Origin of the sequence: Roseobacter sp. FCG-D35, from assembly GCF_033436665.1 — a bacterium.
GTDB lineage: Bacteria > Pseudomonadota > Alphaproteobacteria > Rhodobacterales > Rhodobacteraceae > JAWQFO01.
In genome coordinates, this window is sequence record NZ_JAWQFO010000005.1 from 241,656 (window position 1) to 266,332 (window position 24,677).

At 65.9% G+C, this 24,677-nt stretch carries 28 protein-coding genes; 8 read left to right on the forward strand and 20 right to left on the reverse strand.

Annotation, left to right across the window (positions count from 1 at the left end):
• Positions 1-70: 70 nt before the first annotated feature.
• From R5H30_RS13900 to R5H30_RS13920, 5 genes are all read left to right on the forward strand, one after another.
• Entirely contained in the window at positions 71-286 is a 216-nt protein-coding gene (locus tag R5H30_RS13900) for a hypothetical protein (protein WP_318329051.1), read from the forward strand.
• Positions 225-944 (forward strand): helix-turn-helix transcriptional regulator, encoded by a 720-nt coding sequence (locus R5H30_RS13905; protein WP_318329052.1) that lies wholly within the window; start codon positions 225-227, stop codon positions 942-944. Before R5H30_RS13900 ends, R5H30_RS13905 begins: the two co-directional genes overlap by 62 nt.
• A 121-nt stretch (positions 945-1,065) precedes the next feature.
• Positions 1,066-1,713, forward strand: a complete 648-nt coding sequence (locus R5H30_RS13910) for an acyl-homoserine-lactone synthase (RefSeq protein WP_318329053.1) — start codon at positions 1,066-1,068, stop codon at positions 1,711-1,713.
• Between the two features lie 43 nt (positions 1,714-1,756).
• Positions 1,757-3,292 (forward strand): ATP-dependent DNA helicase, encoded by a 1,536-nt coding sequence (locus R5H30_RS13915; protein ID WP_318329054.1) that lies wholly within the window; start codon positions 1,757-1,759, stop codon positions 3,290-3,292.
• Complete coding sequence (locus R5H30_RS13920) at positions 3,289-3,990, forward strand: SDR family oxidoreductase (RefSeq protein ID WP_318329055.1); 702 nt, start codon at positions 3,289-3,291, stop codon at positions 3,988-3,990. Before R5H30_RS13915 ends, R5H30_RS13920 begins: the two co-directional genes overlap by 4 nt.
• Before the next feature lie 3 nt (positions 3,991-3,993).
• Here R5H30_RS13920 and R5H30_RS13925 read toward each other — a convergent pair whose 3' ends face one another.
• The 12 genes from R5H30_RS13925 to R5H30_RS13980 form a co-directional block, all read right to left on the reverse strand.
• Complete coding sequence (locus R5H30_RS13925; RefSeq protein ID WP_318329056.1) at positions 3,994-4,776, reverse strand: TIGR02186 family protein; 783 nt, start codon at positions 4,774-4,776, stop codon at positions 3,994-3,996.
• Positions 4,776-5,687, reverse strand: coding sequence for a sulfite exporter TauE/SafE family protein (locus R5H30_RS13930; protein WP_318329057.1), 912 nt, complete (start codon positions 5,685-5,687; stop codon positions 4,776-4,778). The genes R5H30_RS13925 and R5H30_RS13930 overlap by 1 nt, the downstream gene beginning before the upstream one ends.
• 93 nt (positions 5,688-5,780) lie before the next feature.
• Entirely contained in the window at positions 5,781-6,755 is a 975-nt protein-coding gene (locus R5H30_RS13935; RefSeq protein WP_318329058.1) for an ABC transporter permease, read from the reverse strand.
• Positions 6,755-7,849, reverse strand: coding sequence for an ABC transporter permease (locus R5H30_RS13940; RefSeq protein ID WP_318329059.1), 1,095 nt, complete (start codon positions 7,847-7,849; stop codon positions 6,755-6,757). Before R5H30_RS13940 ends, R5H30_RS13935 begins: the two co-directional genes overlap by 1 nt.
• Position 7,850: 1 nt before the next feature.
• The gene (locus tag R5H30_RS13945; protein ID WP_318329060.1) at positions 7,851-9,401 is read right to left on the reverse strand and encodes an ABC transporter ATP-binding protein; all 1,551 of its coding nucleotides are present in this window, start codon (positions 9,399-9,401) and stop codon (positions 7,851-7,853) included.
• 13 nt (positions 9,402-9,414) lie between these two features.
• On the reverse strand, positions 9,415-10,410 hold the full coding sequence (locus tag R5H30_RS13950) for a BMP family lipoprotein (RefSeq protein WP_318329061.1): 996 nt from the start codon (positions 10,408-10,410) through the stop codon (positions 9,415-9,417).
• A gap of 122 nt (positions 10,411-10,532) precedes the next feature.
• Positions 10,533-10,976: a GNAT family N-acetyltransferase gene (locus R5H30_RS13955; protein WP_318329062.1), complete on the reverse strand. Its 444-nt coding sequence runs from the start codon at positions 10,974-10,976 to the stop codon at positions 10,533-10,535.
• Positions 10,977-10,987: 11 nt separating this feature from the next.
• Positions 10,988-11,602 (reverse strand): tRNA (adenosine(37)-N6)-threonylcarbamoyltransferase complex dimerization subunit type 1 TsaB, encoded by a 615-nt coding sequence (tsaB, locus tag R5H30_RS13960; RefSeq protein WP_318329063.1) that lies wholly within the window; start codon positions 11,600-11,602, stop codon positions 10,988-10,990.
• Entirely contained in the window at positions 11,595-12,155 is a 561-nt protein-coding gene (locus tag R5H30_RS13965) for a NifU family protein (protein ID WP_318329065.1), read from the reverse strand. The genes tsaB and R5H30_RS13965 overlap by 8 nt, the downstream gene beginning before the upstream one ends.
• Positions 12,156-12,338: 183 nt before the next feature.
• Positions 12,339-12,794, reverse strand: a complete 456-nt coding sequence (locus R5H30_RS13970) for a universal stress protein (RefSeq protein WP_318329066.1) — start codon at positions 12,792-12,794, stop codon at positions 12,339-12,341.
• Positions 12,795-12,867: 73 nt separating this feature from the next.
• The gene (locus tag R5H30_RS13975) at positions 12,868-13,734 is read right to left on the reverse strand and encodes a branched-chain amino acid aminotransferase (RefSeq protein WP_318329067.1); all 867 of its coding nucleotides are present in this window, start codon (positions 13,732-13,734) and stop codon (positions 12,868-12,870) included.
• Positions 13,735-13,782: 48 nt separating this feature from the next.
• Entirely contained in the window at positions 13,783-14,010 is a 228-nt protein-coding gene (locus R5H30_RS13980) for a DUF8831 family protein (protein ID WP_318329068.1), read from the reverse strand.
• 122 nt (positions 14,011-14,132) lie between these two features.
• Between R5H30_RS13980 and R5H30_RS13985 the strand changes: the two genes are divergently transcribed.
• Positions 14,133-14,855: a M48 family metalloprotease gene (locus R5H30_RS13985; protein WP_318329070.1), complete on the forward strand. Its 723-nt coding sequence runs from the start codon at positions 14,133-14,135 to the stop codon at positions 14,853-14,855.
• Positions 14,856-14,866: 11 nt separating this feature from the next.
• Here R5H30_RS13985 and R5H30_RS13990 read toward each other — a convergent pair whose 3' ends face one another.
• The 8 genes from R5H30_RS13990 to R5H30_RS14025 all read right to left on the reverse strand — a co-directional run bounded on the left by R5H30_RS13990 (position 14,867) and on the right by R5H30_RS14025 (position 23,172).
• On the reverse strand, positions 14,867-15,217 hold the full coding sequence (locus R5H30_RS13990; RefSeq protein ID WP_318329071.1) for a hypothetical protein: 351 nt from the start codon (positions 15,215-15,217) through the stop codon (positions 14,867-14,869).
• A 202-nt stretch (positions 15,218-15,419) separates the two neighbouring features.
• Positions 15,420-16,787, reverse strand: a complete 1,368-nt coding sequence (gene rimO / locus R5H30_RS13995; protein WP_318329072.1) for a 30S ribosomal protein S12 methylthiotransferase RimO — start codon at positions 16,785-16,787, stop codon at positions 15,420-15,422.
• A 74-nt stretch (positions 16,788-16,861) separates the two neighbouring features.
• Entirely contained in the window at positions 16,862-18,358 is a 1,497-nt protein-coding gene (locus tag R5H30_RS14000; protein WP_318329073.1) for a phosphomannomutase/phosphoglucomutase, read from the reverse strand.
• Between the two features lie 22 nt (positions 18,359-18,380).
• Entirely contained in the window at positions 18,381-19,214 is an 834-nt protein-coding gene (gene kdsA, locus R5H30_RS14005) for a 3-deoxy-8-phosphooctulonate synthase (RefSeq protein ID WP_318329074.1), read from the reverse strand.
• Positions 19,211-20,956 (reverse strand): KpsE/RkpR family capsule polysaccharide export protein, encoded by a 1,746-nt coding sequence (locus R5H30_RS14010; RefSeq protein WP_318329076.1) that lies wholly within the window; start codon positions 20,954-20,956, stop codon positions 19,211-19,213. Before R5H30_RS14010 ends, kdsA begins: the two co-directional genes overlap by 4 nt.
• Positions 20,934-21,593: an ABC transporter ATP-binding protein gene (locus tag R5H30_RS14015; RefSeq protein ID WP_318329077.1), complete on the reverse strand. Its 660-nt coding sequence runs from the start codon at positions 21,591-21,593 to the stop codon at positions 20,934-20,936. The genes R5H30_RS14010 and R5H30_RS14015 overlap by 23 nt, the downstream gene beginning before the upstream one ends.
• Positions 21,594-21,803: 210 nt before the next feature.
• Positions 21,804-22,835 (reverse strand): permease, encoded by a 1,032-nt coding sequence (locus R5H30_RS14020; protein ID WP_318329078.1) that lies wholly within the window; start codon positions 22,833-22,835, stop codon positions 21,804-21,806.
• Entirely contained in the window at positions 22,828-23,172 is a 345-nt protein-coding gene (locus R5H30_RS14025; RefSeq protein WP_318329079.1) for an ArsR/SmtB family transcription factor, read from the reverse strand. The genes R5H30_RS14020 and R5H30_RS14025 overlap by 8 nt, the downstream gene beginning before the upstream one ends.
• Positions 23,173-23,280: 108 nt before the next feature.
• Between R5H30_RS14025 and R5H30_RS14030 the strand changes: the two genes are divergently transcribed.
• Positions 23,281-23,868, forward strand: coding sequence for a uracil-DNA glycosylase family protein (locus R5H30_RS14030; protein WP_318329080.1), 588 nt, complete (start codon positions 23,281-23,283; stop codon positions 23,866-23,868).
• Entirely contained in the window at positions 23,861-24,652 is a 792-nt protein-coding gene (locus R5H30_RS14035) for an SseB family protein (protein WP_318329082.1), read from the forward strand. Before R5H30_RS14030 ends, R5H30_RS14035 begins: the two co-directional genes overlap by 8 nt.
• Positions 24,653-24,677: the final 25 nt, after the last annotated feature.

A 24,677-nucleotide genomic window follows, 5' to 3' on the forward strand; every position in this document is an offset into this window, starting at 1 on the left:
TATTCAAGGCCAATCCGGCCATGTTAGAGTTGCGTTAAATCTTCATTAACCCCTGAAAGGCGAGCCTGTCATGCGAAGCGACTGGATACTCGACGTCCTCACCGACCTGAAGACCTTTGCGACCGCGAACGATCTTCCGGTTCTGGCCGAGCAGCTTGACGATACGGCAATCGTCGCGCTGGCCGAGATTGCGGCGCTCCATGACAAGATGCAGGGCAACGCACATGTTGAAGAACGCAACGGTGGAAGCGATTTTGGAGGAGCTGGAGCAGGCCGACACGCTTGACGGCATGCAGGCCGCCATCGACGCCCTGCGGGTTCATTTCGGCGTCGATTTCATGGTCTATCACTGGGTCGACTCGGCGGGCGACCAGAGGGGCTGCGGGAACTACCCCCTGGAATGGGCCGCACGTTACATCGAGATGAACTACCAGCGGATCGATCCGGTTATCGTGGGATGTTTCCAACGCTTTCATCCCGTCGACTGGAAAAGTCTGGACTGGTCGGCAAAGGCAGTGAAGGCATTCCAGGCAGAGGCAATGACATATGGGCTGGGCACGCAGGGGTTTTCGATCCCGATACGCGGCCCCAACGGCCAGTTCGCGCTGTTCACGGTGAACCACACCTGCGACGACGAGACCTGGGCCGCATTCACCGAGAAGAATCGACGCGAACTGATCCTGATCGCGCATTTCTTCAACGAGAAGGCGCTGGAGTTTGAACCCGACAAGGTCGCATCGGACCCCCACGCCCTCTCGCCGCGCGAGGTCGATGCGATGACGCTGCTGGCGATCGGATATAGCCGTGCGCAGGTCGCCGACACGTTGTCGATTTCCGAGCACACGCTCAGGGTCTACATCGAAAGCGCCCGCTTCAAGCTCGGCGCGCTGAACACCACCCACGCCGTCGCCCGCGCCCTGAGCCGCGGGCTGATCGTGGTCTGACGCCCGCTGCAATCCTGAGCGGAGCGTAACCTAGCCGCGCGTGGCGGTCGCAGGGCATTAACGTGCCCTGTCCTAACGCTTTGTCCATACCCGCAGCCCAAATGGACGAAGGACACCCGCCATGCTTCGCTACATCTATGCCGACCAGCTTCACCTGCACCCCAAGCTTGCACAAAGCATGTTCCGGGACCGGGCCGATCAGTTCCGCGCGCGTCTCGGTTGGAGCGTTTCGGTCGACGCGGCCGGCGAGGAGCGCGACGATTACGACGCGTTGAACCCGCTCTACGTGATCTGGGAGTTGCCGGACGGGAGCCACGGCGGCTCGATGCGATTTCTTCCCACCACCGAGCGTACGATGGTCAACGATCATTTCCGCCACCTGATGGGCGGCGGCACCATCGTTTCGCCGCTGATCTGGGAATGCACCCGCTTCTGCCTGAACCGCGCGGCGCCCAGCAAGGTCGCCGCGGCACTGATGCTGGGTGGTGGCGAGATCATGCAGAACTTCGCCGTCGAGCATTTCGTCGGCGTCTTCGACAGCCGGATGGTGCGCATCTACCGGATGATCGGCGCCAGCCCCGAGGTTCTGGGCAGCGAGGGTGAGGGGCGCGACAGGATCGCCGTGGGCCTCTGGAGCTTCTCGGGCGCGGCGCAGGATCGGGTCGCTGCACGCGCCGGCGTCTCCCGCGAGCTGTCGCGTCTGTGGTTCGACCGCGCCTTCGGCCGCGCGCCCGTCACACCCAGCCGAGAGCTTTGCCTCGCCGGCTGAGCGGACACTGGCCCATGGCGCGGACCTCCTCTAGGGTCGCGCCATGACGATACCGGCGCTGCAATTCTCCGATGACCAGGCCACGGCCTATGATGCCGTGGCCGAGATGCTCCGCGGCGCAGGCATCGACCTCGACGACCAGTTGCTGACCCCGCCGCGCGGTTCGGACACGTCCGTGATGGCCGTGACCGGCAAGGCCGGATCGGGCAAGACACTGCTTTTGTCGCAGCTCTACGGCGCGTTGAAGGAGGCCGGCGTCGAGGTCGTGTCGGGCGACTACGAAAGCCGCAAGCGCAAGGACAAGCGCAGCCTGGCGATCCTCGCGCCGACCAACAAGGCGGCCTCGGTCCTGCGTCTGCGCGGTGTTCCGGCGACCACGATCCACCGCATCCTCTACACCCCGGTCTACGATCCCGAATACGAACGGATCGCCGAATGGCTGACCGGCAACGGTGAGCGCCCCGAGATCGAGGGGCTAACCGAAACGGCGCTCGACCGGGCCGCTGCGTTTTACGCCACCAACAGTTCGATCCCCGGGGCGCTCGCTGCGGCGGGGCTGCGCGGGTCGGATTTCATCACCGGCTGGAAACGCCGCGAGGAACCGCTCGATATCGGGTTCGTCGACGAGGCCTCGATGCTCGACGACCGCCAGTTCGAGGATCTCAAGGAGATTTTCCCGACCTTGCTGCTTTTCGGTGATCCGGCGCAGCTCGCCCCGGTCAACCAGTCCGGGGCGATGGTCTTCGACCGGCTGCCGGCGCCGCGCGTGCTGACGCTGAACCGGGTGTTCCGGCAGGAGGCGGACAACCCGATCCTCGACCTTGCCCATGCGCTGGGCGATCCGGACATGGGTTTCGAAGCTTTCGAACGCATGGTCGAAGAGGCCGCAACCCGTGACGAGCGCGTGGTCTGGGGTCAGCGCGTCGAGGTCGACCTGATGGCCCGCAGCCCAGTGCTGGTCTGGCGCAATGCCACGCGCATCCGCCTGATCAACGCGTTTCGCTCGGTCTACGGCGCGCCCGAGACGGCGCTGCTGGAGGGCGAGCCGCTGATCTGCGACGGGCTGGAACTGCCGCTCAAGCATCGCAAGAAACGGCTCGACCTCGAGGCGCGGGGGCTGATCAAGGGCGCGCAAGTGGTCTATCTCGGGCCCGGAAAGCGCCCCGGCTTCTCGCGCCTGCACGTCATTGGGGCCGAGGATCCGCAGGTCTCGGCCGCCTCCATCGTCAAGATCGAAAAGCCCGATGAGGAAGAACCCTTCATCCCTTTCGCAGCCCACATGGGTGCGGTCTTCCTGCATGGCGCGGCGGTGACCATTCACAAGGCGCAAGGCTCGCAATGGGACACGGTGCAGGTCTTCGCGCCCGATCTCTGGGCTGCCGCGCGCATGGGGCGAGTCGAGGCCGGTCAACCGCTCTGGAAACGCCTTGCCTACGTGGCGATCACCCGCGCGCAGGACCGGCTGATCTGGGTGGTGCGCAACCGCCTGTCTAAACCGACGCAGGCGCTGCAGGTCGACGATCTGAAGGCGGTGCCCGCCGCGCCGCTTTCCCTGACCCAGCCGGAGGATCTGCAATGAAGTCCATCATCGTCACCGGCGCGAGTTCCGGGATCGGTCGCGCCACCGCCGAGCTGTTCCTGTCCGAAGGCTGGCGGGTCGGTTTGATCGCGCGCCGTGCCGACCTGCTCGAAGAGATCGCGGCGGGCCATGACAGCGCCGTGATCCTGCCCGCCGACGTGACCGATGCGGAGGCGATGGCCGACGCCTTCGAGCGCTTCGGGCGCCTCGATGCGCTGTTCAACAACGCCGGTCTTTTCGGCACCGCCGGGCCGATCGACGAGATCCCGATTGCGGACTGGCAGCAGGTTCTGTCGGTCAATGTCGGCGGCATGTTCATCGCGGCGCAGCTCGCTTTCGGGCGGATGCGCCGCCAAGACCTGCAAGGTGGGCGCATCATCAACAACGGCTCGATTTCGGCCTATCGGCCGCGGCCCGGTTCGGTCTGCTACACGACGACCAAGCATGCCATTACCGGCCTGACGCGCAGCCTGTCGCTCGACGGTCGGCCGTTCGACATCGCCTGCGGGCAGATCGACATCGGCAATGCCGAAACCGACATCGTGGCCGCGCTGAAGGAAAAGACACCGGACATGCCGACGATGGACGTGGCCCACGCGGCCCGAGCGGTGCTGCACATGGCCACGCTGCCACCCGAAGCGAACGTTCAGTTCATGACCGTCATGGCGACGACGATGCCCTATATCGGGCGCGGCTGAGCCTTACGAGCGGATGAAGCGGAAGGCGGCGGAGGCCGCCCAGCCCGCGGCGATGGCAAGCACCAGCGACAGCACGCCGTAGATCGCCGGTTGTTCGCGCGACAGCTGGAACAGCCAGCGCTCCAGTCCGACCTTCTGGACGTAGATCGTGGTCTCGTAGCTCGATACCACGTCGCCCGACCGCGTGAGGAAAATGCGCGTGACGTAGTTGCCTTCGGTCAGGGCGGCGGGCATCTCGATCGAGGTTCGAAACAGCGTCTGCTCGTCGACTGAAACCGTGCCCTCGGCCACCTTGTAGACCTCCTGGTCCTTGCGGATGCGGATCAGCGCTTCGGTGAAGGAGGGGGAATCCTGGATGTGCGAGGGCGCGCCGACCGAGCGGATGGCGCGGGGGATCGAGACCTTGTGGCGCAGGTCCTCGACGTAGCTCAGCACGTCGTACAATGGGCCGCTGGTCGCAACGGCATAGAAGCTCGGCGCGCGATCAACCTCCACCACGTCGGTGTTGACCCAGATCCCGAAACGCCGCGCCTTGCGCCGGACCCGGACCGGCAGGGACGGGCCCGAGACGGTCACGACAACGCCCAGCTCGGTATCCGTGGGGATCGGGGTTTCGCGTTTGACCGCGCCGAAGATCAGGATCTCGGAGCCGTCGAAGTTGGTCGTGATCGACACCGTGTCGCGGCTGAGCCCCAGGACCACCGCCTCTTCCGGCGCAGGCGCCTGTTGGGCCGTTGCGGGCGCCGCCAGCAGCAGACCGAGGAGCAGGGCGCGCCAGCGGCTCATCACTGGCCGTCCATGCTGAGCGAGTAGATTTCGGACGGCTCGAGCAGCAGGTCGAGCGCGAGATTGCCGCAGACCAGCAGGACCATGCTGGCCAGCAGAACACGCAGCTGCTCGGCCTTCATCTTCAGCCCGATGGTGGTCCCGAACTGCGCGCCTATGACGCCGCCGACCAGCAACAGAAGCGCCAGGACGATGTCTACGGTGTAGTTGGTGGTGGCATGCAGCATCGTCGTGAAGGCTGTCACGAAGATGATCTGGAAGAGCGACGTCCCGACGACGACCTTCGTGGGCATGCCCAGAAGGTAGATCATCGCAGGCACCATGATAAAGCCGCCCCCGACGCCCATGATCGCCGCCAGCACCCCGACCAGCATGCCGACGAGAAGCGGCGGGATCACCGAGATGTAGAGACCCGACACGCGAAAACGCATCTTGAAGGGCAACCCGTGAATCCAGTTGTGCTTCTTGCGCGCCGGAGGTTTGCCGCTGCGGGTCTTGCGGATCGCGTTGATCGACTCGATGAACATCAGCCCGCCGATGACCCCGAGAAAGACCACGTAGCAGAGCTTGACCAGCAGATCGACCTGGCCCAGTGACTTGAGATGGTTGAAGACGATGATCCCAAGGCCCGATCCGATCAGACCTCCGATCAGCAGAACCACGCCCATCGGTATGTCCACGGTCTTGCGCTTGAGATGGGCAAGCAGCGCCGAGAAGGAGGAGGCGACGATCTGGTTGGTCGAGGTCGCGACCGCGACCGCCGGCGGAATGCCGGCGAAGAACAGCAGGGGCGTGATCAGGAAGCCGCCACCGACACCGAACATGCCCGAGAGCACCCCGACCAGCCCGCCGAGCCCGAGGATCAGGAAGGCGTTGACCGAGACTTCGGCAATCGGGAGGTAGATCTGCATGTCTAGTGTTAGACCCGTCCCCGCTGCAAAATCAACGTGGTCTGCTGCCCTGCAGCGAACAGGACCGCAGAAATTCCGGAACTGGCCTTATCCCTAGCGTTCCTTCACGTAGGGTTCGCCGCCGGCGCGTGGCGGGATCGCCTTGCCGACGAAGCCTGCGAGGATAATGACGGTCAGGATGTAGGGCAGGGCGTCGAGAAGCTGGACCTGCACCTTGAACCCGAGCGCGCCCTCGATGATGTCCGGTCGCAGGGCGATTGCCTGCAGGTAACCGAACAGCAGCGTCGCCCAGAGCGCGTGCCAGGGGCGCCACTTGGCAAAGATCAGCGCCGCAAGCGCGATGAACCCGCGCCCGGCGGTCATGTCCTTGACGAAACCCGCCTGCAGCCCGGTGGCGAGGTAGGCACCCGCGATGCCGCACAGCATCCCGCAGATCGCAACGGCGGCAAAGCGCAGCCCCACCACCGAGACGCCTGCGGTGTCGACGGCCGCCGGATTCTCGCCGACAGCGCGCAGGCGCAGGCCGAACCGGGTGCGGAACAGCAGCCACCAGGTCGCCGGGACGCAGAGGAAGGCGAGATAGACGAGGATCGAGTGGCCGGAGATCAGTTCGTGATAGATCGGGCCGATCAGCGGCACGTCGCGCAGCGCGTCCGCGAAGGGCAGGGTGATCGGCTCGAACCGCCCGCCACCGACCAGCGACGGCGTCCGTCCGCCCTGGCTGAACCAGTCCTGTGCCACGAGCACGGTCAGTCCCGCGGCGAGGAAGTTGATCGCCACGCCCGAGATCAGCTGGTTGCCGCGGAAGGTGATCGAGGCGACGCCGTGCAGACCGGCCAGCAGCATCGATGCCGCGATCCCGGCCAGAAGGCCAAGCCAGACCGAGCCGGTGATCGCGGCAACCGCGGCCGAGAAGAAGGCCGCGGCCAGCATCTTGCCTTCGAGGCCGATGTCGAAGATGCCGGCGCGCTCGCTGAAAAGACCCGCCAGGCAGGCCAGCAGCAGCGGCGTGGCAAGCCGGACGGTGCTGTCGAGAACGGAGAGGTCGACGAGGGCAAGGAGGTCCATCAGGCTTTCCTCCGGCGCCGGGCGAGGAAGTAGCTTTCAAGCGGCATCCGCACCATGTTGTCGAGCGCCCCGGTGAACAGGATCACCAGCGCCTGGATGACCACGATCAACTCGCGCGGGATCGTCGTCCAGAGCGCCAGTTCCGCGCCGCCCTGGTAGAGAAAACCGAAGAGGATCGCGGCGAGAAAGACGCCCAGCGGGTGACTGCGGCCCATCAGCGCCACGGCAATGCCGATGAAGCCTGCACCTTCGGTCGAGTTGAGCACCAGCCGCTCGGCCTCGCCCATGACGTTGTTGATCGCCATCATGCCGGCCAGGGCACCCGAGATCAGCATCGAGACCATGATGATGCGCACCGGCGAGATACCGGCGTAGCGGGCCGCGCTTTCCGACTTGCCGTAGGCCCGGATCTCGTAGCCGAGCTTGGTCCGCCAGATCAGCAGCCATAGGAACACGCAGGCGGCGACGGCCACGAAAAGCGAGACATTCGCCGGCGCGCCCTTGAACATCTCGAGCCCGAAGGTGCCCATCAGGTCCTGCAGGGTCGGAAGCTTGGTTGCTTCGGGGAAACGTGCGGTGGCCGGGTCCATGCTGCCCGCGGGGCGCAGCATGTTGACCAGCATGTAGTTCAGGAAGGCCGCGGCGATGAAGTTGAACATGATCGTCGTGATGACGATATGGCTGCCGCGCTTGGCTTGAAGATAGGCCGGGATCGCCGCCCAGGCCGCCCCGAAAAGCGCTGCCATGACCGTCGCCCCTACCAGAGCGATGGTCCAGTGCGGCCAGGGGATGAAGAGACAGGCGAGCGCAACGCCGAGCCCGCCCAGCATCGCCTGCCCTTCGCCGCCGATGTTGAACATGCGCGCGTGAAAGGCGATGGCCACGGCGAGGCCGGTGAACATGAAGTTGGTCGCGTAGTAGAGCGTGTAGCCCCAGCCGTAGCTGGACCCGAGCGCTCCGGACACCATGAGATTCACCGCCGCGATCGGGTCCTCACCGATGGCGAGGATCACGAGGGCCGACAGGATCGCTGCAAGGAACAACGAGATCAGCGGAACAAGGACCACCTCGGCCCATCTCGGCATCACGTCCATGTCAGGCCTCCACCCCGGCCATCAGCAGGCCGAGTTCCTTCTCGTCGGTCTCGGACGAAAGCCGTTCGCCCATGATCACGCCGTCGAACATGACCGCCACGCGGTCCGACAGGCTCAGGATCTCGTCGAGTTCGACCGAGACCAGCAGGATTGCCTTGCCCTCGTCGCGCAGGGCCACGATCTGCTGGTGGATGAATTCGATGGCGCCGATGTCGACGCCGCGGGTCGGCTGGCCGACCAGCAGCAGGTCGGGGTTGCGTTCGATCTCGCGGGCCAACACGATCTTCTGCTGGTTGCCCCCCGAAAAGTTCTTGGCTGCCAGTGCCGGGTCCGGCGGGCGCACGTCGAAACGCTTCATCTTCTCCTCGGTCTCGGACCGGATCACGGCATTATTCATCAGCACGCCGGACTGGTAGGCCGGGTCGAGGTGGTAGCCGAAGGCGGTGTTTTCCCAGGCCGCGAAGTCCATGATCAGGCCTTCGCGCTGGCGATCCTCGGGCACGTGCGCGATACCGTCGCGCCGGCGCGCCTGGCCGTCCGAGCCGGAGCCCGACAGCGGGATCGGCTTGCCGTTCACGAAGACCTCGCCTTTGCCTTCCATGTAGCCGCCGAGCACTTCGAGCAGTTCGGACTGGCCGTTTCCGGCGACGCCGGCGATGCCCACGATCTCGCCCGCGCGGACCTGCAGGTCGATGCCCTTGAGCCGTTCGACACCCTTTTCGTCGGTAACCCGCAGGTTACGCACGTCGAGCACGACTTCGCCCGGTGTGGCGGGCTTCTTGTCGACGCGCAGCAGAACCTTGCGCCCGACCATCAGCTCGGCCAGTTCGGCCGGCGAGGTCTCGGCGGTCTTGACGGTCGCGGTCATCTCGCCGCGGCGCATGACGCTGACCGTGTCGGTCGCCTCCATGATCTCGCGCAGCTTGTGGGTGATCAGGATGATCGTTTTGCCTTCTTCGCGCAGGCGATGGAGGATGCGGAAAAGCTGGTCGGCCTCGGCCGGGGTCAGCACTCCGGTGGGCTCGTCGAGGATCAGGATGTCGGCCTGGCGGTAGAGCGCCTTGAGGATCTCGACGCGCTGCTGCATGCCGACGCCGAGGTCCTGGATGACCGCGTCCGGGTTCACGTTGAGCCCGTATTCGTGTTCGAGTTCCAAGAGCGTTTTCCGCGCCTTGGCGAGCGACGGCCGCAGCAGCCCGCCGTCCTCGGCGCCGAGAATGATGTTTTCGAGCACGGTGAAGTTCTCGACCAGCTTGAAATGCTGGAACACCATGCCGATGCCGGCCGCGATCGCGGCCTGACTGTCGGGAATTTCGGTCTTCTTGCCGGAAATCCAGATCTCGCCGGCATCGGCCTTGTAGAAACCGTAGAGGATCGACATCAGCGTCGACTTGCCGGCACCGTTCTCGCCGATGATCCCGTGGATCGTGCCGGGCGCCACGCGGATCGAGATGTCCTTGTTGGCCTGGACCGGGCCGAAGGCCTTCGAGATGCCTTTCAGTTCGATCGCCGGGGCGGCCGTCTCCGCCCGCCCCGTGATTTCAGTCTGCACCATTGGCGCGAGCTCAGAAGCTCAGGGCCGGGCAGCTGTCGTCTGCCATGTAGTCGTGCACCTCGAGCTCGCCCGAAGCGATCTTCTCGGCGGCCGCGTTGGCCTCGGAGACCATATCCTCGGAAACGAGATCCTTGTTGTTCTCGTCCATCGCGTAGCCGACGCCGCCGTTGGCGATGCCCATGACGTTGATGCCCTTCTCCATGCCCGGGCCGTCCTTCATCGCGTCGTAGACCGCGTTGTCGACGCGCTTCATCATCGAGGTCAGGACCTTGCCGGGATGCAGGTAGTTCTGGTTGCTGTCCACGCCGATCGACAGGATGCCCTCGTCGGCGGCGGTCTGCAGCACGCCGACGCCGGTGCCGCCGGCCGCGGCATAGACCACGTCCGCGCCCTGGCTGATCTGCGCCTTGGTCAGTTCCGACCCCTTCACCGGGTCGTTCCAGGCCGCCGGCGTGGTGCCGGTCATGTTTGCGATGATCGTCGCGTCGGGGTTGATCGCCTTGACGCCTTGCGCGTAGCCGCAGGCGAACTTGCGGATCAGCGGGATGTCCATGCCGCCGATGAAGCCGACGGTGCCGGATTCGGACGCCCGCGCGGCCAGCATGCCGACAAGGTACGAGCCTTCATGCTCGTTGAAGACGACCGACCGCACGTTGGGCGCGTCCACGACCATGTCGATGATCACGAAATCGGTCTCGGGATAGTCGCCCGCGACCTGACCGAGCGCGTCGCCGAAGGCGAAGCCCGTCATCACGATGGGGTTGGCGCCGGCCTCGGCGAAACGGCGCAGGGCCTGTTCGCGCTGGGCTTCGGACTGAAGCTCGATCTCGCGGAAGCTTTCGCCGGTCTCTTCGGCCCAGCGCGTGGCGCCGGTAAAGGCGGCTTCGTTGAACGACTTGTCGAACTTGCCGCCGAGGTCGAAGATGAGGGCCGGCTCGGCCAGCGCGCCAGCGGCGGACAGGGCCAGAGCGGCGCCGGCGCCGAGCAGTTTCTTCATCAGGGTCATGTGGTTGTCTCCCAGGTTCAGGTTTTTTGGGTCCCTTGCCGGGGCGTGTCTCTCGGCCGGGTCCGGTATCGAGCAGATGCAATCTGATCCCGGGCAGTTTAGCGCGTATGAGACGCGTGGGGTCAACCGGTTTTTGACGCCCTGACAGGGGATTCCGGGCCTGCGCCGTCAGGTAAGGCACGCGACATCAGCAGGGCGTCGACAGAGGCATCGCCGTCGCGCCCGTAATAGCCCGCGCGCCGGCCGGTCTCGCGAAAGCCGTGGGCCGCGTAAAGCTGTCGTGCGGGGTGATTGTCGGCTGCCACCTCGAGAAACGCCCGCGTCGCGCCGCCTTGCGATGCGTCCGCGAGCCATAGGTTCACAAGTCTGTGCCCGATGCCCCGGCCCTGCGCCACCGGATGAACGGCAATGGTGAGAAGCTCACTCTCGTCGAGGACCTGGCGACCGAGGGCGAACCCGTCCTCGAGCGCGAAGGATCGAACACCGAACCCGGTCAGGAGCTGCGCGAACTCCGCCTGCGACCACGCGCGGTCGGCACGGAAGGCCGCGCGGTGGATGCGCGCCATCTCGGATGGCGTCACGGCAGGATCTCGGGCGGCAGGTCGCGGGCCGGGGCGGCGTCGGCGGGCCGAAGGTAGAGCGGCGCAGGCCGGGCGGTTTCGGTTTCGAACCGCGCGCGGGCGACGTGGGCTATCGAAGCTGCGGGTCCGTGGACCGGCGGCTGGCCGCCAGCGCCGATCAGCGGCCCGTCGTGCCGCGGGAAGTCGCCCGTGCCGACGAGTACGGGCGGACGGAGGCCGTCGGCGCCGTAGACCTGCACGTAGACCATGCCGCGCGGAGCGGCGACGGCGCAGGCACAGGGACCGTCGTGACCGAAACGCAGGGCCTCGAAGGCCGAGACGCCGACGGCGGGGATACCCAGCCCCAGGGCCAGACCGCGCGCTGCCGAGACCGCGATGCGGATGCCGGTGAAGTTGCCGGGGCCGACACCGACGCCGATGGCGTCGAGCTCGGCCAGCGTGCGGCCTTCTGCGCGCAGAAGGTCGGCGCAGAGCGGCAGCAGCCGTTCGGCCTGGCCGCGGTCCATCTCTTTGCGGACCTCGGACAGGATGCGGTCGCCGCAGAGCAAAGCGGCCGCGCAATGCGCGGCCGATGTGTCGAAGGCAAGAACGAGTGGCGCCCCGTCAGGCAACCGGGCGTACCTCGGTCACCTCGGGGATGTAGTGGCGCAGCAGGTTCTCGATGCCCATCTTCAGCGTCAAGGTCGAGGACGGGCAACCGGCACAGGCACCCTGCATGTGCAGGTAGACCACGCCGCGGTCGAAGCCGTGGAACGTGATGTCGCCGCCGTCCTGGGCCACCGCCGGTCGCACGCGGCTGTCTAGCAACTCCTTGATCTGGTTCACGATCGCGCCGTCCTCGCCGCTGTGCTCGGCATGGCCGGACGCGGGAGCGTGGTCGCCGGACATGACGGGCTGACCGGATTGGAAATGCTCCATGATCGCACCCAGCAGGGCCGGCTTGAGATGATCCCACTCAACGGCTTCGGCCTTGGTGACGGTCACGAAATCGGTGCCGAAGAACACGCCGGTCACACCGTCGACCGCGAAGAGGCGGCTTGCCAGCGGCGAATCGCCGGCTGTCTCGGAGGTCGGGAAATCCGCGGTGCCCATCTCCAGCACCGTCTGGCCGGGCAGGAACTTGAGCGTCGCCGGGTTCGGCGTGGATTCGGTCTGGATGAACATGTCTGCGCCTCCTGAGCTTGTGCCAGATATGCGGATCCCGGACGCACAAGTCAAGGTTTGGAACGATTCTAAACTGCTTGGTGCGCCAACCATTCAGGCCAACCCGAAGGTCCGGCGCGCCACCCCGTTTTCTTGCAAGAAAACGGTCCGGAAAATTCGAATTTTTCGGGGTCGGCCGGGCCGTCAGGTGATCGCTTCGAGCCGTTCCTTGCTGAGGTTGCCCGGGACGATCGTGATCGGAACCGGCAGGCCGCCCGAGTTGCGCGACAGCTGCGTCACCAGTGGCCCGGGGCCCTTCTTGTCGGTGCCGGCGCCCAGCACAAGAACGCCGATCTCCGGATCGTCCCGGATCTGCGCCATGATCTCGTCCACCGCCTCGCCCTCGCGGATAACAAGCTCGGGGTCCACGCCCTGCCGGTCGCGCATCCACTTTGCGAAGACCTCGAAATGCACCTCGATGCGCTCGCGCGCCTCTTCACGCATCACTTCGCCGACACCGATCCAGTGGTTGAATTCATCCGGGGGAATGATCGAGATGATCTCGACCCCGCCGCCGGTCTTGGCCGCCCGCATCGCCGCAAAGCGCATCGCGTTAAGACATTCCCGGCTGTCGTCCAGGACCACGAGAAACTTGCGCATCGGTCTTCTTCCCCTTCGCGCGGCGATCATGCCGGGCGACGCCCGGGCGCGCAATCGCTAACTGGACCGCCGTTCAGAGCCGTTGCGACGCGGCCCAGTCCCAGTACATTTCGCGCACCTTCCGCGTCACTGGACCGGCCTGGTACTGCGTGTCCTCGAAAGCCTTAACGGCGGTTACCTTGGACATGTTGCCGGACAGGAACACCTCGTCCGCGCCGTGGAAATCCTCGAAGCTCATCACCGTCTCATGCACGGTCATGCCGTCGCTCCGCATGTTGGCGATGTGGCGCGCGCGGGTGATGCCGGCGAGGAAGGTGCCGTTGGGGATCGGTGTGAAGACTTCGCCGTCCTTGATCATGAAGACGTTCGAGGTGGCCGATTCCGCGACGTTGCCCATCGCGTCGGCGACCAGCGCATTGCCGAAGCCGCGCGCGCGCACCTCGGCGATCATCCGGGCATTGTTGGGATAGAGGCAGCCTGCCTTTGCATCCACCACGCTGCTTTCCAGCACCGGACGCCGGAACCGCGTCATCGCCAGCGTGGTCGCCGCATCGGGTGGCGCCATCGGGATCGCTTCGAGGCAGAGCGCGAAGCGCGTGCTTTCCTCCAGCGGCACGATCGCGGTGTCGTTGCCGTCCACGGCCCAGTACATCGGGCGGATGTAGACTGCCGTTTCGGCATCGAAGGTCTTGAGACCCTCGCGCGCGATTTCCATCATCTCGTCGACGGTGACGGTCGGCTTGAGCATCATCGCCTCGGCCGAGCGGTTCACGCGGGCGCAATGCGCCTCCAGGTCAGGGACCAGCCCCGAAAACATCCGGGCGCCGTCGAAGACCGTCGAGCCGAGCCAGGCGCCATGATCGGCGGCCTTCATGATCGCCACGTCGCCGTCGCGCCAGCGGCCCTCGAACCAGGTTCTGATCTGGGATGATTGTGCCATGGGGCCGTCCTTCGGAAGTTGCGCGGGGAAGACTGTCCCCGCGGGTGGTCATTTCGCGCGGTAGACGCCTTCGGGCAGGTTCAGTGCGGCCACGAGATCGCGCCACTGTTCCGGCGAGAGCGTGATCGACACCGTCCGGTCGTTGCGTGCGTCGTACTGGTTGAGCAGGATTGCGCTTTCGGTGGCGTGCACGATCACGTCTTCCTGCAGCGGTGCCGATCCGTCGTCGACAAGGGTCACGACGGTCGCGTCGAATTCATGCTCGATGGTAAACATTGGCACACACTACGCCCGCCGGACGGCATTGCAAGAGGACAACAAGGCTGCGTGATGGTGGTGGCTCAGCGCCAGCGACGTGCTAGAACATGGGCGGTAAACCGTATCGAGGATCCCTTGTCATGACAGTCAAAGCACTGGCCGGACTCGCGATTGTCGCACTTCTGTCCGCCTGCGGCGTCTCGACGGGCCCCGCACCGGCGCCGGCACCGCAGCAGCGGCCCGCGGCAGCGGACGCGGGCCGGCAGCTGACCGCGAACCAGGCCGCACGGAATTTCGTGCAGGTGGTGCGCCGCGTGGAGCCGGTTGCCGAGCGCGAATGCCGCGGACGTACCCGCGGCGTGAACTGCGATTTCCTGATCGTCGTCGACGACCGGCGCGGCCAGCCGGCCAACGCCTACCAGACGCTGGACAAGTCGGGCCGACCGGTGATCGCGTTCACTCTGGGCCTGATTGCGGATGCGCGCAACGTCGACGAAATGGCGTTCGTGATGAGCCACGAGGCCGCGCATCATATCGCCGGCCACCTTGCACGCCAGCAGCAGAACGCCGTCGCGGGCGCGGTGATCGCGGGCAGCGTCGCGGTGCTGCTGGGCGGAGGACAGGCTGATGTCGAGAATGCCCAGCGCACGGGAGCGCAACTGGGCGCGCGGAGCTATTCGAAGAACTTCGAACTCGAGGCCGATGCGCTCGGCACGGTGATTTCCGCGCGGGCCGGGTACAACCCGGTCAGAGGCGCGCAATTCTTCACCCGCATCCCGGATCCCGGTGACCGCTTCCTCGGGACTCACCCGCCGAATGCGCAACGCATCGCGGTCGTGCGCCGCACCGCAGCGGGGCTTTAGAACCAACCCACTCAGGGTTTGTTGCTGTCGATCCACTTCGACATCAGGCCGCGATCGTGGAAGCACTCGCGCGGGATCTCGCGTCTCCGGATGCGGGCGATCCGCTCAGCAAAGGCGACCTGCTTCGAAGACGGCTGGTCCGACGGGACGCGCCGGCGGCCTGCCGCGACGTTGTGCTGGTCGATCCAGCGGGACAGGGCCTGCCGGTTGCGCGTGATGCCTTCGGGAAGACTGTCGCCCGTGCGGAGCGCAAGCTGGTGCGCGAAACGCACCTGCTTTTCGGTTGCAGGCAGCGGCTCACCGATGGGCAAAGCACCCTGTTCAGGGGCGAAAAGGCCGGGGATCTTGGGCTGGTAGGACACAATCATGCTCCTTCATCTTGGAACATCGCTTGTGGATAAGATAAGAACAAATGTGGAACATTGCAAGCGATATTACTGAAGACAGAACGCGGACAAGCCTATTTGGTTCCGTGTTCAGCCCGAGCAACTAGATATGGGATGGTGCACAGTCCATCATCACGCCGATTTTGCGATGTGTTGTGGATAAATTCGGCGCAGGCCGTCAGGCGAGGCGGCCCCAGAGATCGTACTCGCCAGCCTCGTCCACCGTGACCGAGACGATATCGCCGGGGGCGAGTTTCTCGTGGCCTTCGTCGATGAAGAGGTTGCCGTCGATTTCCGGTGCATCCGCCTGCGTGCGGCAGGTCGCGGCGTCGCCATCGACCTCGTCGACGATGACTTCGAGCGTCCGGCCGACCTTGGCGGCAAGCTTCGCTTCCGAGATACCTTGTGCTTTGGCCATGAAGCGCTCCCAGCGCTCCTGTTTGACCTCTTCCGGCACATGGTCGGGCAGCGCGTTCGAGCGTGCGCCCTCTACGTTTTCATACTTGAAGCAGCCGACCCGATCGAGTTGCGCCTCGTCGAGCCAGTCGAGCAGGGTCTGGAACTCGGCCTCGGTCTCGCCGGGGTAGCCGACGATGAAGGTCGAGCGCAGGGTCAGGTCGGGGCAGACGTCACGCCAGGCGGCGATCTCGTCGAGGGTCTTGGCCGCGGCGGCGGGTCGCGCCATCCGCCGCAGGACGTCGGGATGCGCGTGCTGGAACGGAATGTCGAGATATGGCAGCACGAGACCTTCGGCCATAAGCGGGATCAGCTGGCGCACGTGCGGGTAGGGGTAGACGTAATGCAGGCGCACCCAGGCCCCGAGGCTGCCGAGATCGCGCGCGAGATCGGTGATATGCGCCCGGTGCCCGCGGTCCTCGGCATGGCGGATATCGACGCCGTATGCCGAGGTATCCTGCGAGATGACCAACAATTCCCTGACCCCGTTCTGCACCAGCTTTTCGGCCTCGCGCATCACCGCATGGGCGGGGCGCGATTGCAGCCGGCCCCGCATGTCCGGGATGATGCAGAACTTGCACTTGTGATTGCAGCCCTCGGAGATCTTCAGGTAGCTGTAATGCCTCGGCGTCAGCGAAACGCCCGAGGCCGGCAGCAGGTCGACGAAGGGATCGGGCGCGGGGGGCACCGCCGCGTGTACGGCGTCGAGCACCTGCTCGTATTGGTGCGGGCCGGTCACGGCGAGCACCTTGGGATGGGCGCCGGTGATGTATTCTGGTTCCGCGCCGAGGCAGCCGGTCACGATCACCCGGCCGTTTTCGTTCAGCGCCTCGCCGATGGCCTCGAGGCTTTCGGCCTTGGCGCTGTCGAGAAAGCCGCAGGTGTTCACGATCACCGCGTCGGCGCCGGAGTAATCGGGCGAGATGCCGTAGCCCTCGGCGCGCAGGCGCGTCAGGATGCGTTCGCTGTCGACCAGCGCCTTGGGACAGCCCAGCGAGACCATGCCGATGGTCGGCTGGCCGTCGCGGAGATTGGCCGTCACGCTCGCGCGGGCGAGGTCGGGACGCAGGTCTGGCGGGTTGGTGCTCATCGTGGGCGCCATAGCCTATCGCGTTCCTCCGCGAAAGACCTCGCGGAAGGCACGGGACGTGACGAAACGGCGCCTCAGAAGGTCTGGTCGTAGTCTCCGACGCCCGGTTCGGTGCGGATCACGGCATCGAGGTCGGCAAAGATCGCGCGGAGTTCCGCCTCGCTTTCGGGGCTTTCGCAGACCACGACGAGGTTCGGCGTGTTCGACGAAGCCCGCACCAGACCCCAGCCGCCGTTGTCGAGGATCACGCGCGCGCCATTGACGGTGACCACTTCGGCGATCCTGCGCCCGCCGATGCTGCCGCCCGCGTCGGCAAGCGCGGTCAGCCGCTCGACGATGCGCTCGAGGATGGCGTATTTCTCGGTGTCGGCGGCGTAGGGCGACATGGTCGGCGTCGAGAAGGTGCGCGGCAGGGCGCGGCGCAGGTCGGACATCGACATATCCGGATTGCGGTCCATCAGCTTGCAGATCTCGACCGCGACGCGCATCCCGCAGTCGTACCCGCGTCCCAGCGGTTCGGCGAGAAAGTAGTGGCCGGACTTCTCGAACCCGGCGAGCGCCCCCAGAGCCTTGACCCGGCGCTTCATGTGCGAATGCCCGGTCTTCCAGTAATCCGCCTTGATGCCGTGCCGGATCAGCTCCGGGTCCGAGGCGAAAAGACCGGTGGACTTCACGTCCGCGACGAAGGTCGCGCCGGGGTGCAGCTTGGCGAGGTCGCGGGCCATGATGACGCCGACCTTGTCGGCGAAGATTTCCTCGCCCTCGTCGTCCACGACCCCGCACCGGTCGCCGTCGCCGTCGAAGCCGAGTGCCAGATCGGCACCGCTGGCCTTCACGGTCGCCGCCATGTCGTGCAGCATCTCCATGGCCTCGGGGTTCGGGTTGTAGTTCGGAAAGGTGTAGTCCAGCCGGTTGTGACTTTCGACCACCTCGACGCCCATGCGCCGGAAGAGTTCCGGCGCGAAGGCCGAGGCGGTGCCGTTGCCGGTGGCGCAGACGACTTTCAGGGCGCGCGACATGCGGAAATCGCCCACGAGGTCGTCAAGATAGGCCTCGCGCACCCCGTCGACGAATTCGTAGCCGCCACCCTCGCGCGGCTCGCCCTGACCTTGCAGCACGATGTCGCGGAGCTCGGCCATCTCGTCGGGGCCATGCGTCAGCGGGCGCTCGAAGCCCATCTTCACGCCGGTCCAGCCGTTCGGGTTGTGGCTGGCCGTGACCATGGCGACGGCCGGCGCGTTGAGGTGGAACTGGGCAAAATACGCCATCGGCGACAGGGCGGGGCCAATGTCGCGCACTTTGATGCCGGCCTGCATCAACCCGATGATCAGCGCGTGCTTGATGGCGAGCGAATAGTCCCGGTAATCATTGGCGACGGCGATGACGGGCTCGATCCCGCGGCGCTGCATCTGCGTGCCGAGCCCGAGGCCCAAGGCCGTCATCCCCGGCAGGTTGATGTCGTCGGGGTACTTCCAGCGCGCGTCGTATTCCCGGAAGCCCGTCGGGGCGATCATCGGATCGCGCAGGAACTCCCACGTGTTGGGGGTCACGGTGGGGGCCGGTTTCTTCATGGAATCGCTCGCAGGAAAGGGATCAGGGCGACAGCGGGTTGGCCTTGGCCAGCGCGTCGAACTGCATCAGGGTCTCGACCAGCGCCGGCATGTCGCGCAGGTAGATCATGTTCGGGCCGTCCGAAGGCGAACGGTCCGGATCCTCGTGGGTCTCGATGAACACCGATGCCACCCCGACGGCCACGGCTGCGCGTGCCATGACCGGCGCGAATTCGCGCTGGCCACCGGACGAGCCGCCCTTGCCGCCGGGCTGCTGCACGGAATGCGTGGCGTCCATCACCACCGGGTAGCCGGTCTGCGCCATCTGCGGCAGCGACCGCATGTCGGCCACCAGCGTGTTGTAGCCGAAGGACGTGCCGCGCTCGGTCAGAAGGATGCGTTTGTTGCCGGTGCTCTCGATCTTGGAGACGACATTCGGCATGTCCCAGGGTGCGAGGAACTGGCCTTTCTTGACGTTGATTACCGCGCCGGTCTCTCCGGCGGCGAGCAGCATGTCGGTCTGGCGCGACAGGAAGGCGGGGATCTGGATGATGTCGACCGCCTCGGCGGCCAGCGCGCATTGCGCCTCGTTGTGGACATCCGTCAGAACCGGCACGCCGATTGACTGCCCGACCGACTGGAGGATCTTTAACCCTTCATCCATTCCGGGACCGCGAATGCCCGACAGCGAGGTGCGGTTGGCCTTGTCGTAGCTGGCCTTGAAGACATACTGCGCGCCCGCCTTGTTGCAGGCCTCCTTCATCGTGCCCGCGATCATCTGCGCGTGATCAGCGCTTTCAAGCTGGCAGGGCCCCGCGATCACGGTCAGCGGGCGGGTGTTTCCGATGGTCAGCTCTTTGACCGTTACATCCGTCATGACGTCACCTGTTCCCTGAGTATCGACGCAGTCAGCGAGATCATCAGGTATACACCGGCGAAGACGAGGAAGGCCAGCAAGGTGTTCTCGAACTTGCGCGGGTAGGTCGCCTCTTCCGGCGGCACCGGGCGCACGCTGGTGGTCAGGTAGCGCACCTGCCGGTTGGCTTCCATCCGGGTCTGTTCCATCTGCTGCAGCGCCGACTGAAGCATCATGTCACGCGTCGCGAGGTCGGCCTGGGCCATCTGGATGCGGACCGACAGTTGCGCAAGCGAGTTCTCGCCCTGGCTCACGTCCGTCATCTTGGCATTGAGCTGCTCGAGCATCTCGTTCAGCCGCCGCACGTCCGCGCGCGCGCCGTCGACCCGCGACTGGTTCGGCCGCGCGTTGTCGAGCAGGGCCGAGAGCTGCAATTCCTTCTCTTGCAGTTGCAGCTCGATGCTGTTGATCTGCGAGCGCAGGCCCGCGATCACCGCCTCGGGATCGAGCGTCGCGCCCTCGAGTTGGAGGTTGACCAGTTCCTCCTGGGCTGCGCGGCGCTCTGCCTCGGCCTTGGCGAAACTGGCCTCGGCGTCGGCCATCTGGTCGCCGCGTTTCTGCTGGCTCAGGTCGTTCACGCGCTGCTCGGCGTAGGACAGGAGAGCCTCGGAGAACTGCGCGGAGACCACCGGGTCGGCGGCGATCACCTCCATCCGCAGCACGCCCTCGGTCGGGTCGTAGCCGACCTTCACGTTCTTCTCGTAGACCCCGTAGGCCTGTTCCGTGGACGGATCGGGTTCGAGGCGCTGGATCGGGTCAATCGCCTCCTGGCTGAAATGCGCGGTGAATCCCTCGTCCTCGTCGAGGCGCAGCATGGCATCCTTCGACAGCAGGTAGGACTGCACGACGATGCTGTCCTGGCTGGTGGCGAACTGGGTTCCGGACAACAGCCCGCCCAGCCCGGTGCCGCCCTGGTTGTCGGCCTGCAAGATCACGAACTCGGACTTGGTGGCGAACATCGGCGTGGCGATCTTGTAGAAATACCATCCCGCGGCGAAGGTCGGCAGGAACACGAAGAAGGCCAGGCGTGCGCACAGAAGGGCGACCTTGCGGCGGCGCCTGCGCGTGATGTCGCGCTGGATGTCCGAGATCTGGCGGTTGCGCCGTTCGATCGGGCTGAGCTCGGTCGAGGGCAGCGTCTCGCCACCTTGCGGCACCGTCTGCGGCAACTGGATTGTGTCGGCCTTCGGTTCCGCGCCAGAAGCCTGTTCGCGACCCTCCGGGTCACGCGGCACCACGAGTTCGAGCATATTGGACCGCTGGAACGGGTCGATGCCGCGCATCCGCAGCAGGCGCACCGCGTCGAAATCCGACGTCGGGTTCATTCCGTGCTTCTGGGCCACGCGCCGGGCCATGCGCAGCTGGCGTCCGGTCAGGCCCTCCTGCCGGATCTGCTCCATGTCGAGATCCGGCCGGGCTGTTTTGGGCGCGTCCGGCTGAGACGCAGCAGCTTCGGTTCGATCCTGCTTGGCTGACGGTTCAGGCGCGGTTCTGCCGGGCTTGGGTGCATCCGCGGCGGGTTTCGCGGACGGCGCGTCGCCACTCGACTGCATCCGGGCGCGGCGTTCGAGCACCGCCGCGGCGCTGGCGTCGCTGGCCGCCAGCCGCAGGCGCAACGGGTCCTGCTGGGGGTCCGCCGATGTCGCTGCGGGCTCGGCCGAGCGGCGGATGCGGAATTTCCTAGCCTTGGGTTTCGTAGTCATAGAGTTTCTTCGCCTCTTCCAAGGTGTCGAACATGTGCAGCTTGCCGTCGAGCATGACAGCGGCGGTGCGCGCGAATTTCTCCAGCACCTCGGCCTGGTGCGAGACGATGACGATGGTCGTGGTCTCGAGCCGCTCGGCCAGGATCTGTGCGGCGCGCCGGTTGAACTCGACATCCGTCGTGGAAGGCATGCCTTCGTCGATCAGATAGATGTCGAAATCGAGCGCCAGCATCAGCGCAAAGCAGAACCGCGCGCGCATGCCCGACGAATAGGTGCCGACGGGTTGGTCGAAATATTCCTCGAGGTTGCACAGCCAGCGGCAGTAGGCCTCGACGTAGTCGGGATCGAGCCCGTAGAGCCGCGCGATGTAGCGTGCGTTCTCCATCGCCGAAACGCGGGTGCTGACGCCGCCCATGAACCCGAGCGGAAACGAAATGTTGCAGCCGCGCCGGATCTCGCCCTCGTCGGGCTTTTCCAGACCCGCGATCATGTTGACGAGGGTGGTCTTGCCGGTGCCGTTGGGGGCGAGGATGCCAAGCGAATTGCCGAGATCGACGCGAAAGGAGACCTTGTCGAGGATCACCTTGTGCTGCGTCCCGGTCCAGAAGGACTTGGAGACATTCTCGAACTCAAGCATCACCTGCTCCGGCCGTGCCCTCTGTGCCCACCCCTGGCAGGCGACCGCTCTGGGGTTGTTATTGCGGATTATCTTCCGAGTTTGGCCACATTATGTCCGGATTTTAGACAAATGTACAATGCGGAACGCTGCGAAACGACCGCGTGTCCGCATGGCTTGGCAGGTTCGCGCCGGCGTTGTGTCCCGGTCTTTTCAGAGGCCGCGGGTCGGTCAGGCGATGACCTGCCAGGCAAGCCCTGCCAGGATCGATCCCACGAAGGCGAAGCCGAGGTAGGCCGCGAACACGCGCGGCTTGACCAGAGCCCAGACCGCGATGGCTGCCGGGATGCAGCTTACGCCGCCGGCGATGACAAAGGACATCGCCGCGCCTTGCGCCATGCCCTGGGCGAGCAGCGCGTCGACCAGTGGAACGGCAGCATAACCGTTGAGATAGGCCGGTGCTCCGACCAGAGCGCCGAGCAGGATCGGCGTGACGCCCTCGCCGCCAAGCACGCCGGCGATCAGGTCGGCGGGCACGTAGCGCAGCATCAGCGCCTCGATGACATAGGCGAGCGTCAGCCACTTGGTCAGGAACAGCGCATTGTCGAGCGCCGTGTCGCGGAAGGTCTCGCGCCGCGCGTCTTCCTTCCAGAAAGCCCAGACCGGCGCCCCCTCGAAGGGCTTGCGCACGCCGCAGCAGCCGCCGATCGCGGGCCGTTCACGCAGCGGATCCGCAAAGACCGGCGTCCGGGCCATCGCCATCGTGCCGAAACCGCCCAGCAGGCCCAGGCCCACCGCCGCGACGGTCTTGGCCAGCGCGAAATCGAAGCCGAGCGTGCCGGATGTGATCGCGAACATCGCCGGGTCCATCAGCGGCGAGGCGAGCCAGAACGCCATGACCGCCGAGAGCGGCGCGCCGACCGCGAGCAGGGCCGCGATGAAGGGAATGACCTCGCAACTGCAGAAGGGTGACAGCCCGCCCAGAAGCGCGGCCATGAGGATCATCCGGCTTTGGCGCCCCTCGAAGGCGCGCGACAGCAACCGCTCGGCCCCTGAGGCCTTGAGATAAGCCACGGCGAGGACCGCGAAGGCGATGAAAGGCGCGGTGTGCAGAAGCGCGCGTGCGGTGAAGGCGACCGTGGGTCCGATGGCGGCGGTGTCTAGCAACGCCAACGCCGCCAGCAGCGCAATCGTGACCCACCAGGCGTTGAAGCGAAGGCGGCGCGTCACGGCGCGGGCGGCGGAGTGTGACAGGTCAGTCATGCAAGTGATCCTCGCAGGGCGCCGCGCGGTCGGCACAGCATTCGGTGAGAAGGAATTCGGACAGCGCGCGGACGTCAGCGTAGGCGACGGCGGCGCAGATGATGCTGCGCCCCTGGCGGGCCTGCGTGACCAGCCCGGCCGAGGCGAGGATCTTCATGTGGTGGGTCAGCGTACTGCCCGACACGCCCGAACGCGCGCCGAGCTCGCCGATGCTCAGGCCCTCCGGCCCGGCCCGCACCAGCGTGCGCAACACGCCGAGGCGCTGTTCCGAGCCCAGCGCCGCGAATTGCGCGGCAGCAATCGTGAGGTCGAGGTTCTCGGGGCTAATCATTTTCATGATTCTAGAAATATCGAAGCGATCTGGGGCGCGCAAGTCCTTATTTCGAAAAGTTTCGAAATATCTAGCGACCTTTTCTGCCGAGGCGCACAAGACTAGGTATCGGGCATGCACGACATCCGGCCCGAATTGCGCAATTGCACGATCTGTCGCGATCGGTTCGCCGTGACCGCGACGGAGCATGCGCCGCGTCCCGTGGTCTGGTTCGATCCCGGCGCGCGCCTTCTGATCGCAAGCCAGGCGCCCGGTGCCCGCGCTCATGCTTCGCAAAAGCCGTTCACCGACCCCTCCGGCAAAAGGCTCCGCGACTGGCTCGGGCTAGACGAAGCGCAATTCTACGACCGCGGCCGGGTCGCCATCGTGCCGATGGCCTTCTGCTTTCCGGGCTACGATGCCCAGGGGTCTGATCTGCCGCCGCCGAAGGTCTGCGCCGAAACCTGGCGCGCCCAGGCGCTTGCCATGTTGCCCGATCTGCGCCTGACACTTCTGATCGGGGGCTACTCGATCGCCTGGCACCTGGGGCGCAAGATGCCGGTGACCGAGGCCGTGAGGGATGCGCAGGCACATGGCGCCGGCATCTTCGCCTTGCCTCACCCGAGCTGGCGCAATACCGGGTGGATGAAACGAAACCCGTGGTTCGAGGCCGAGATCCTGCCCGAACTGCGCCGCCGCGTGACGGACGCCATGAATGACTGACCACACCCCACTCGACCGAGCGCATGCCGAAATGCAGGCCGCGCCACAGGACGGCGCGGCGCGCCTGAGCTTTTTCGACCGGCTCGCGGCGGCCGAGCTGTTCTTGTGGCTCGAGGCCTCGCCAGAGGGCGACCAAGTGTCACCAAACCTCTTCGAGGCAGGTGACGACCGGTACGTGCGGGTCTTCGATCGCGAGCACCGGCTTGCGCATGCTGCAGGCGGTCCGGCGCCCTATGTTGCCCTCTCGGGCCGCGCGATCGCCGGAATGCTCGCGGGCCAGGGGATCGGTATGGCACTCAATCTCGACGTCGCGGCCTCTTCGATACTGCTGCCGGCGACGGCCATCGATTGGCTGCATGATACGCTGGGGAACGCACCTCGGGAGGTCGAGGCGCGCATCACGGCGGTTCATGCGCCCGGCGGTTTGCCCGATAGTCTCGTGACGGCTCTCGACGCCCGTCTCGCCAGCGCCACGGGTCTTGCGCAATGTGCCTGGCTGGTCGCGGCAGAGCGCGCAGACGGCAGCCGCGGGCATCTGCTGGCTTTCGTCGGCGCCGCCCCCGCAGCACACGAGGCGCTGGCGCGCGCCGCGTCGGCCGCGCTGACCTTCTCGGGCATCGATGCAGGGGAAATGGACGTCGGCTTTTTCGATGCCGCGCATCCGGTGATCGGAAGACTGGCCCGTGTCGGGCTGCGGTTCGACCTGCCGCAGCCGGTCGGATTGCAACAATCGACAGCTTCAGCGCCCGGGAGCGACCCCGCGAAACCTCCGATCCTGAAATAATCGGTCCCTATCGGCACGGGTCCGT

Bases quoted from the DNA above. Each gene is read 5' to 3' on its own strand.
- R5H30_RS13900 (WP_318329051.1), top strand. From the start codon at position 71: ATGCGAAGCGACTGGATACTCGACGTCCTCACCGACCTGAAGACCTTT.
- R5H30_RS13905 (WP_318329052.1), top strand. From the start codon at position 225: ATGTTGAAGAACGCAACGGTGGAAGCGATTTTGGAGGAGCTGGAGCAG.
- R5H30_RS13910 (WP_318329053.1), top strand. From the start codon at position 1,066: ATGCTTCGCTACATCTATGCCGACCAGCTTCACCTGCACCCCAAGCTT.
- R5H30_RS13915 (WP_318329054.1), top strand. From the start codon at position 1,757: ATGACGATACCGGCGCTGCAATTCTCCGATGACCAGGCCACGGCCTAT.
- R5H30_RS13920 (WP_318329055.1), top strand. From the start codon at position 3,289: ATGAAGTCCATCATCGTCACCGGCGCGAGTTCCGGGATCGGTCGCGCC.
- R5H30_RS13925 (WP_318329056.1), bottom strand. From the start codon at position 4,776: ATGAGCCGCTGGCGCGCCCTGCTCCTCGGTCTGCTGCTGGCGGCGCCC.
- R5H30_RS13930 (WP_318329057.1), bottom strand. From the start codon at position 5,687: ATGCAGATCTACCTCCCGATTGCCGAAGTCTCGGTCAACGCCTTCCTG.
- R5H30_RS13935 (WP_318329058.1), bottom strand. From the start codon at position 6,755: ATGGACCTCCTTGCCCTCGTCGACCTCTCCGTTCTCGACAGCACCGTC.
- R5H30_RS13940 (WP_318329059.1), bottom strand. From the start codon at position 7,849: ATGGACGTGATGCCGAGATGGGCCGAGGTGGTCCTTGTTCCGCTGATC.
- R5H30_RS13950 (WP_318329061.1), bottom strand. From the start codon at position 10,410: ATGACCCTGATGAAGAAACTGCTCGGCGCCGGCGCCGCTCTGGCCCTG.
- R5H30_RS13955 (WP_318329062.1), bottom strand. From the start codon at position 10,976: ATGGCGCGCATCCACCGCGCGGCCTTCCGTGCCGACCGCGCGTGGTCG.
- R5H30_RS13965 (WP_318329065.1), bottom strand. From the start codon at position 12,155: ATGTTCATCCAGACCGAATCCACGCCGAACCCGGCGACGCTCAAGTTC.
- R5H30_RS13970 (WP_318329066.1), bottom strand. From the start codon at position 12,794: ATGCGCAAGTTTCTCGTGGTCCTGGACGACAGCCGGGAATGTCTTAAC.
- R5H30_RS13975 (WP_318329067.1), bottom strand. From the start codon at position 13,734: ATGGCACAATCATCCCAGATCAGAACCTGGTTCGAGGGCCGCTGGCGC.
- R5H30_RS13980 (WP_318329068.1), bottom strand. From the start codon at position 14,010: ATGTTTACCATCGAGCATGAATTCGACGCGACCGTCGTGACCCTTGTC.
- R5H30_RS13985 (WP_318329070.1), top strand. From the start codon at position 14,133: ATGACAGTCAAAGCACTGGCCGGACTCGCGATTGTCGCACTTCTGTCC.
- rimO (WP_318329072.1), bottom strand. From the start codon at position 16,787: ATGAGCACCAACCCGCCAGACCTGCGTCCCGACCTCGCCCGCGCGAGC.
- R5H30_RS14000 (WP_318329073.1), bottom strand. From the start codon at position 18,358: ATGAAGAAACCGGCCCCCACCGTGACCCCCAACACGTGGGAGTTCCTG.
- kdsA (WP_318329074.1), bottom strand. From the start codon at position 19,214: ATGACGGATGTAACGGTCAAAGAGCTGACCATCGGAAACACCCGCCCG.
- R5H30_RS14010 (WP_318329076.1), bottom strand. From the start codon at position 20,956: ATGACTACGAAACCCAAGGCTAGGAAATTCCGCATCCGCCGCTCGGCC.
- R5H30_RS14015 (WP_318329077.1), bottom strand. From the start codon at position 21,593: ATGCTTGAGTTCGAGAATGTCTCCAAGTCCTTCTGGACCGGGACGCAG.
- R5H30_RS14020 (WP_318329078.1), bottom strand. From the start codon at position 22,835: ATGACTGACCTGTCACACTCCGCCGCCCGCGCCGTGACGCGCCGCCTT.
- R5H30_RS14025 (WP_318329079.1), bottom strand. From the start codon at position 23,172: ATGAAAATGATTAGCCCCGAGAACCTCGACCTCACGATTGCTGCCGCG.
- R5H30_RS14030 (WP_318329080.1), top strand. From the start codon at position 23,281: ATGCACGACATCCGGCCCGAATTGCGCAATTGCACGATCTGTCGCGAT.
- R5H30_RS14035 (WP_318329082.1), top strand. From the start codon at position 23,861: ATGACTGACCACACCCCACTCGACCGAGCGCATGCCGAAATGCAGGCC.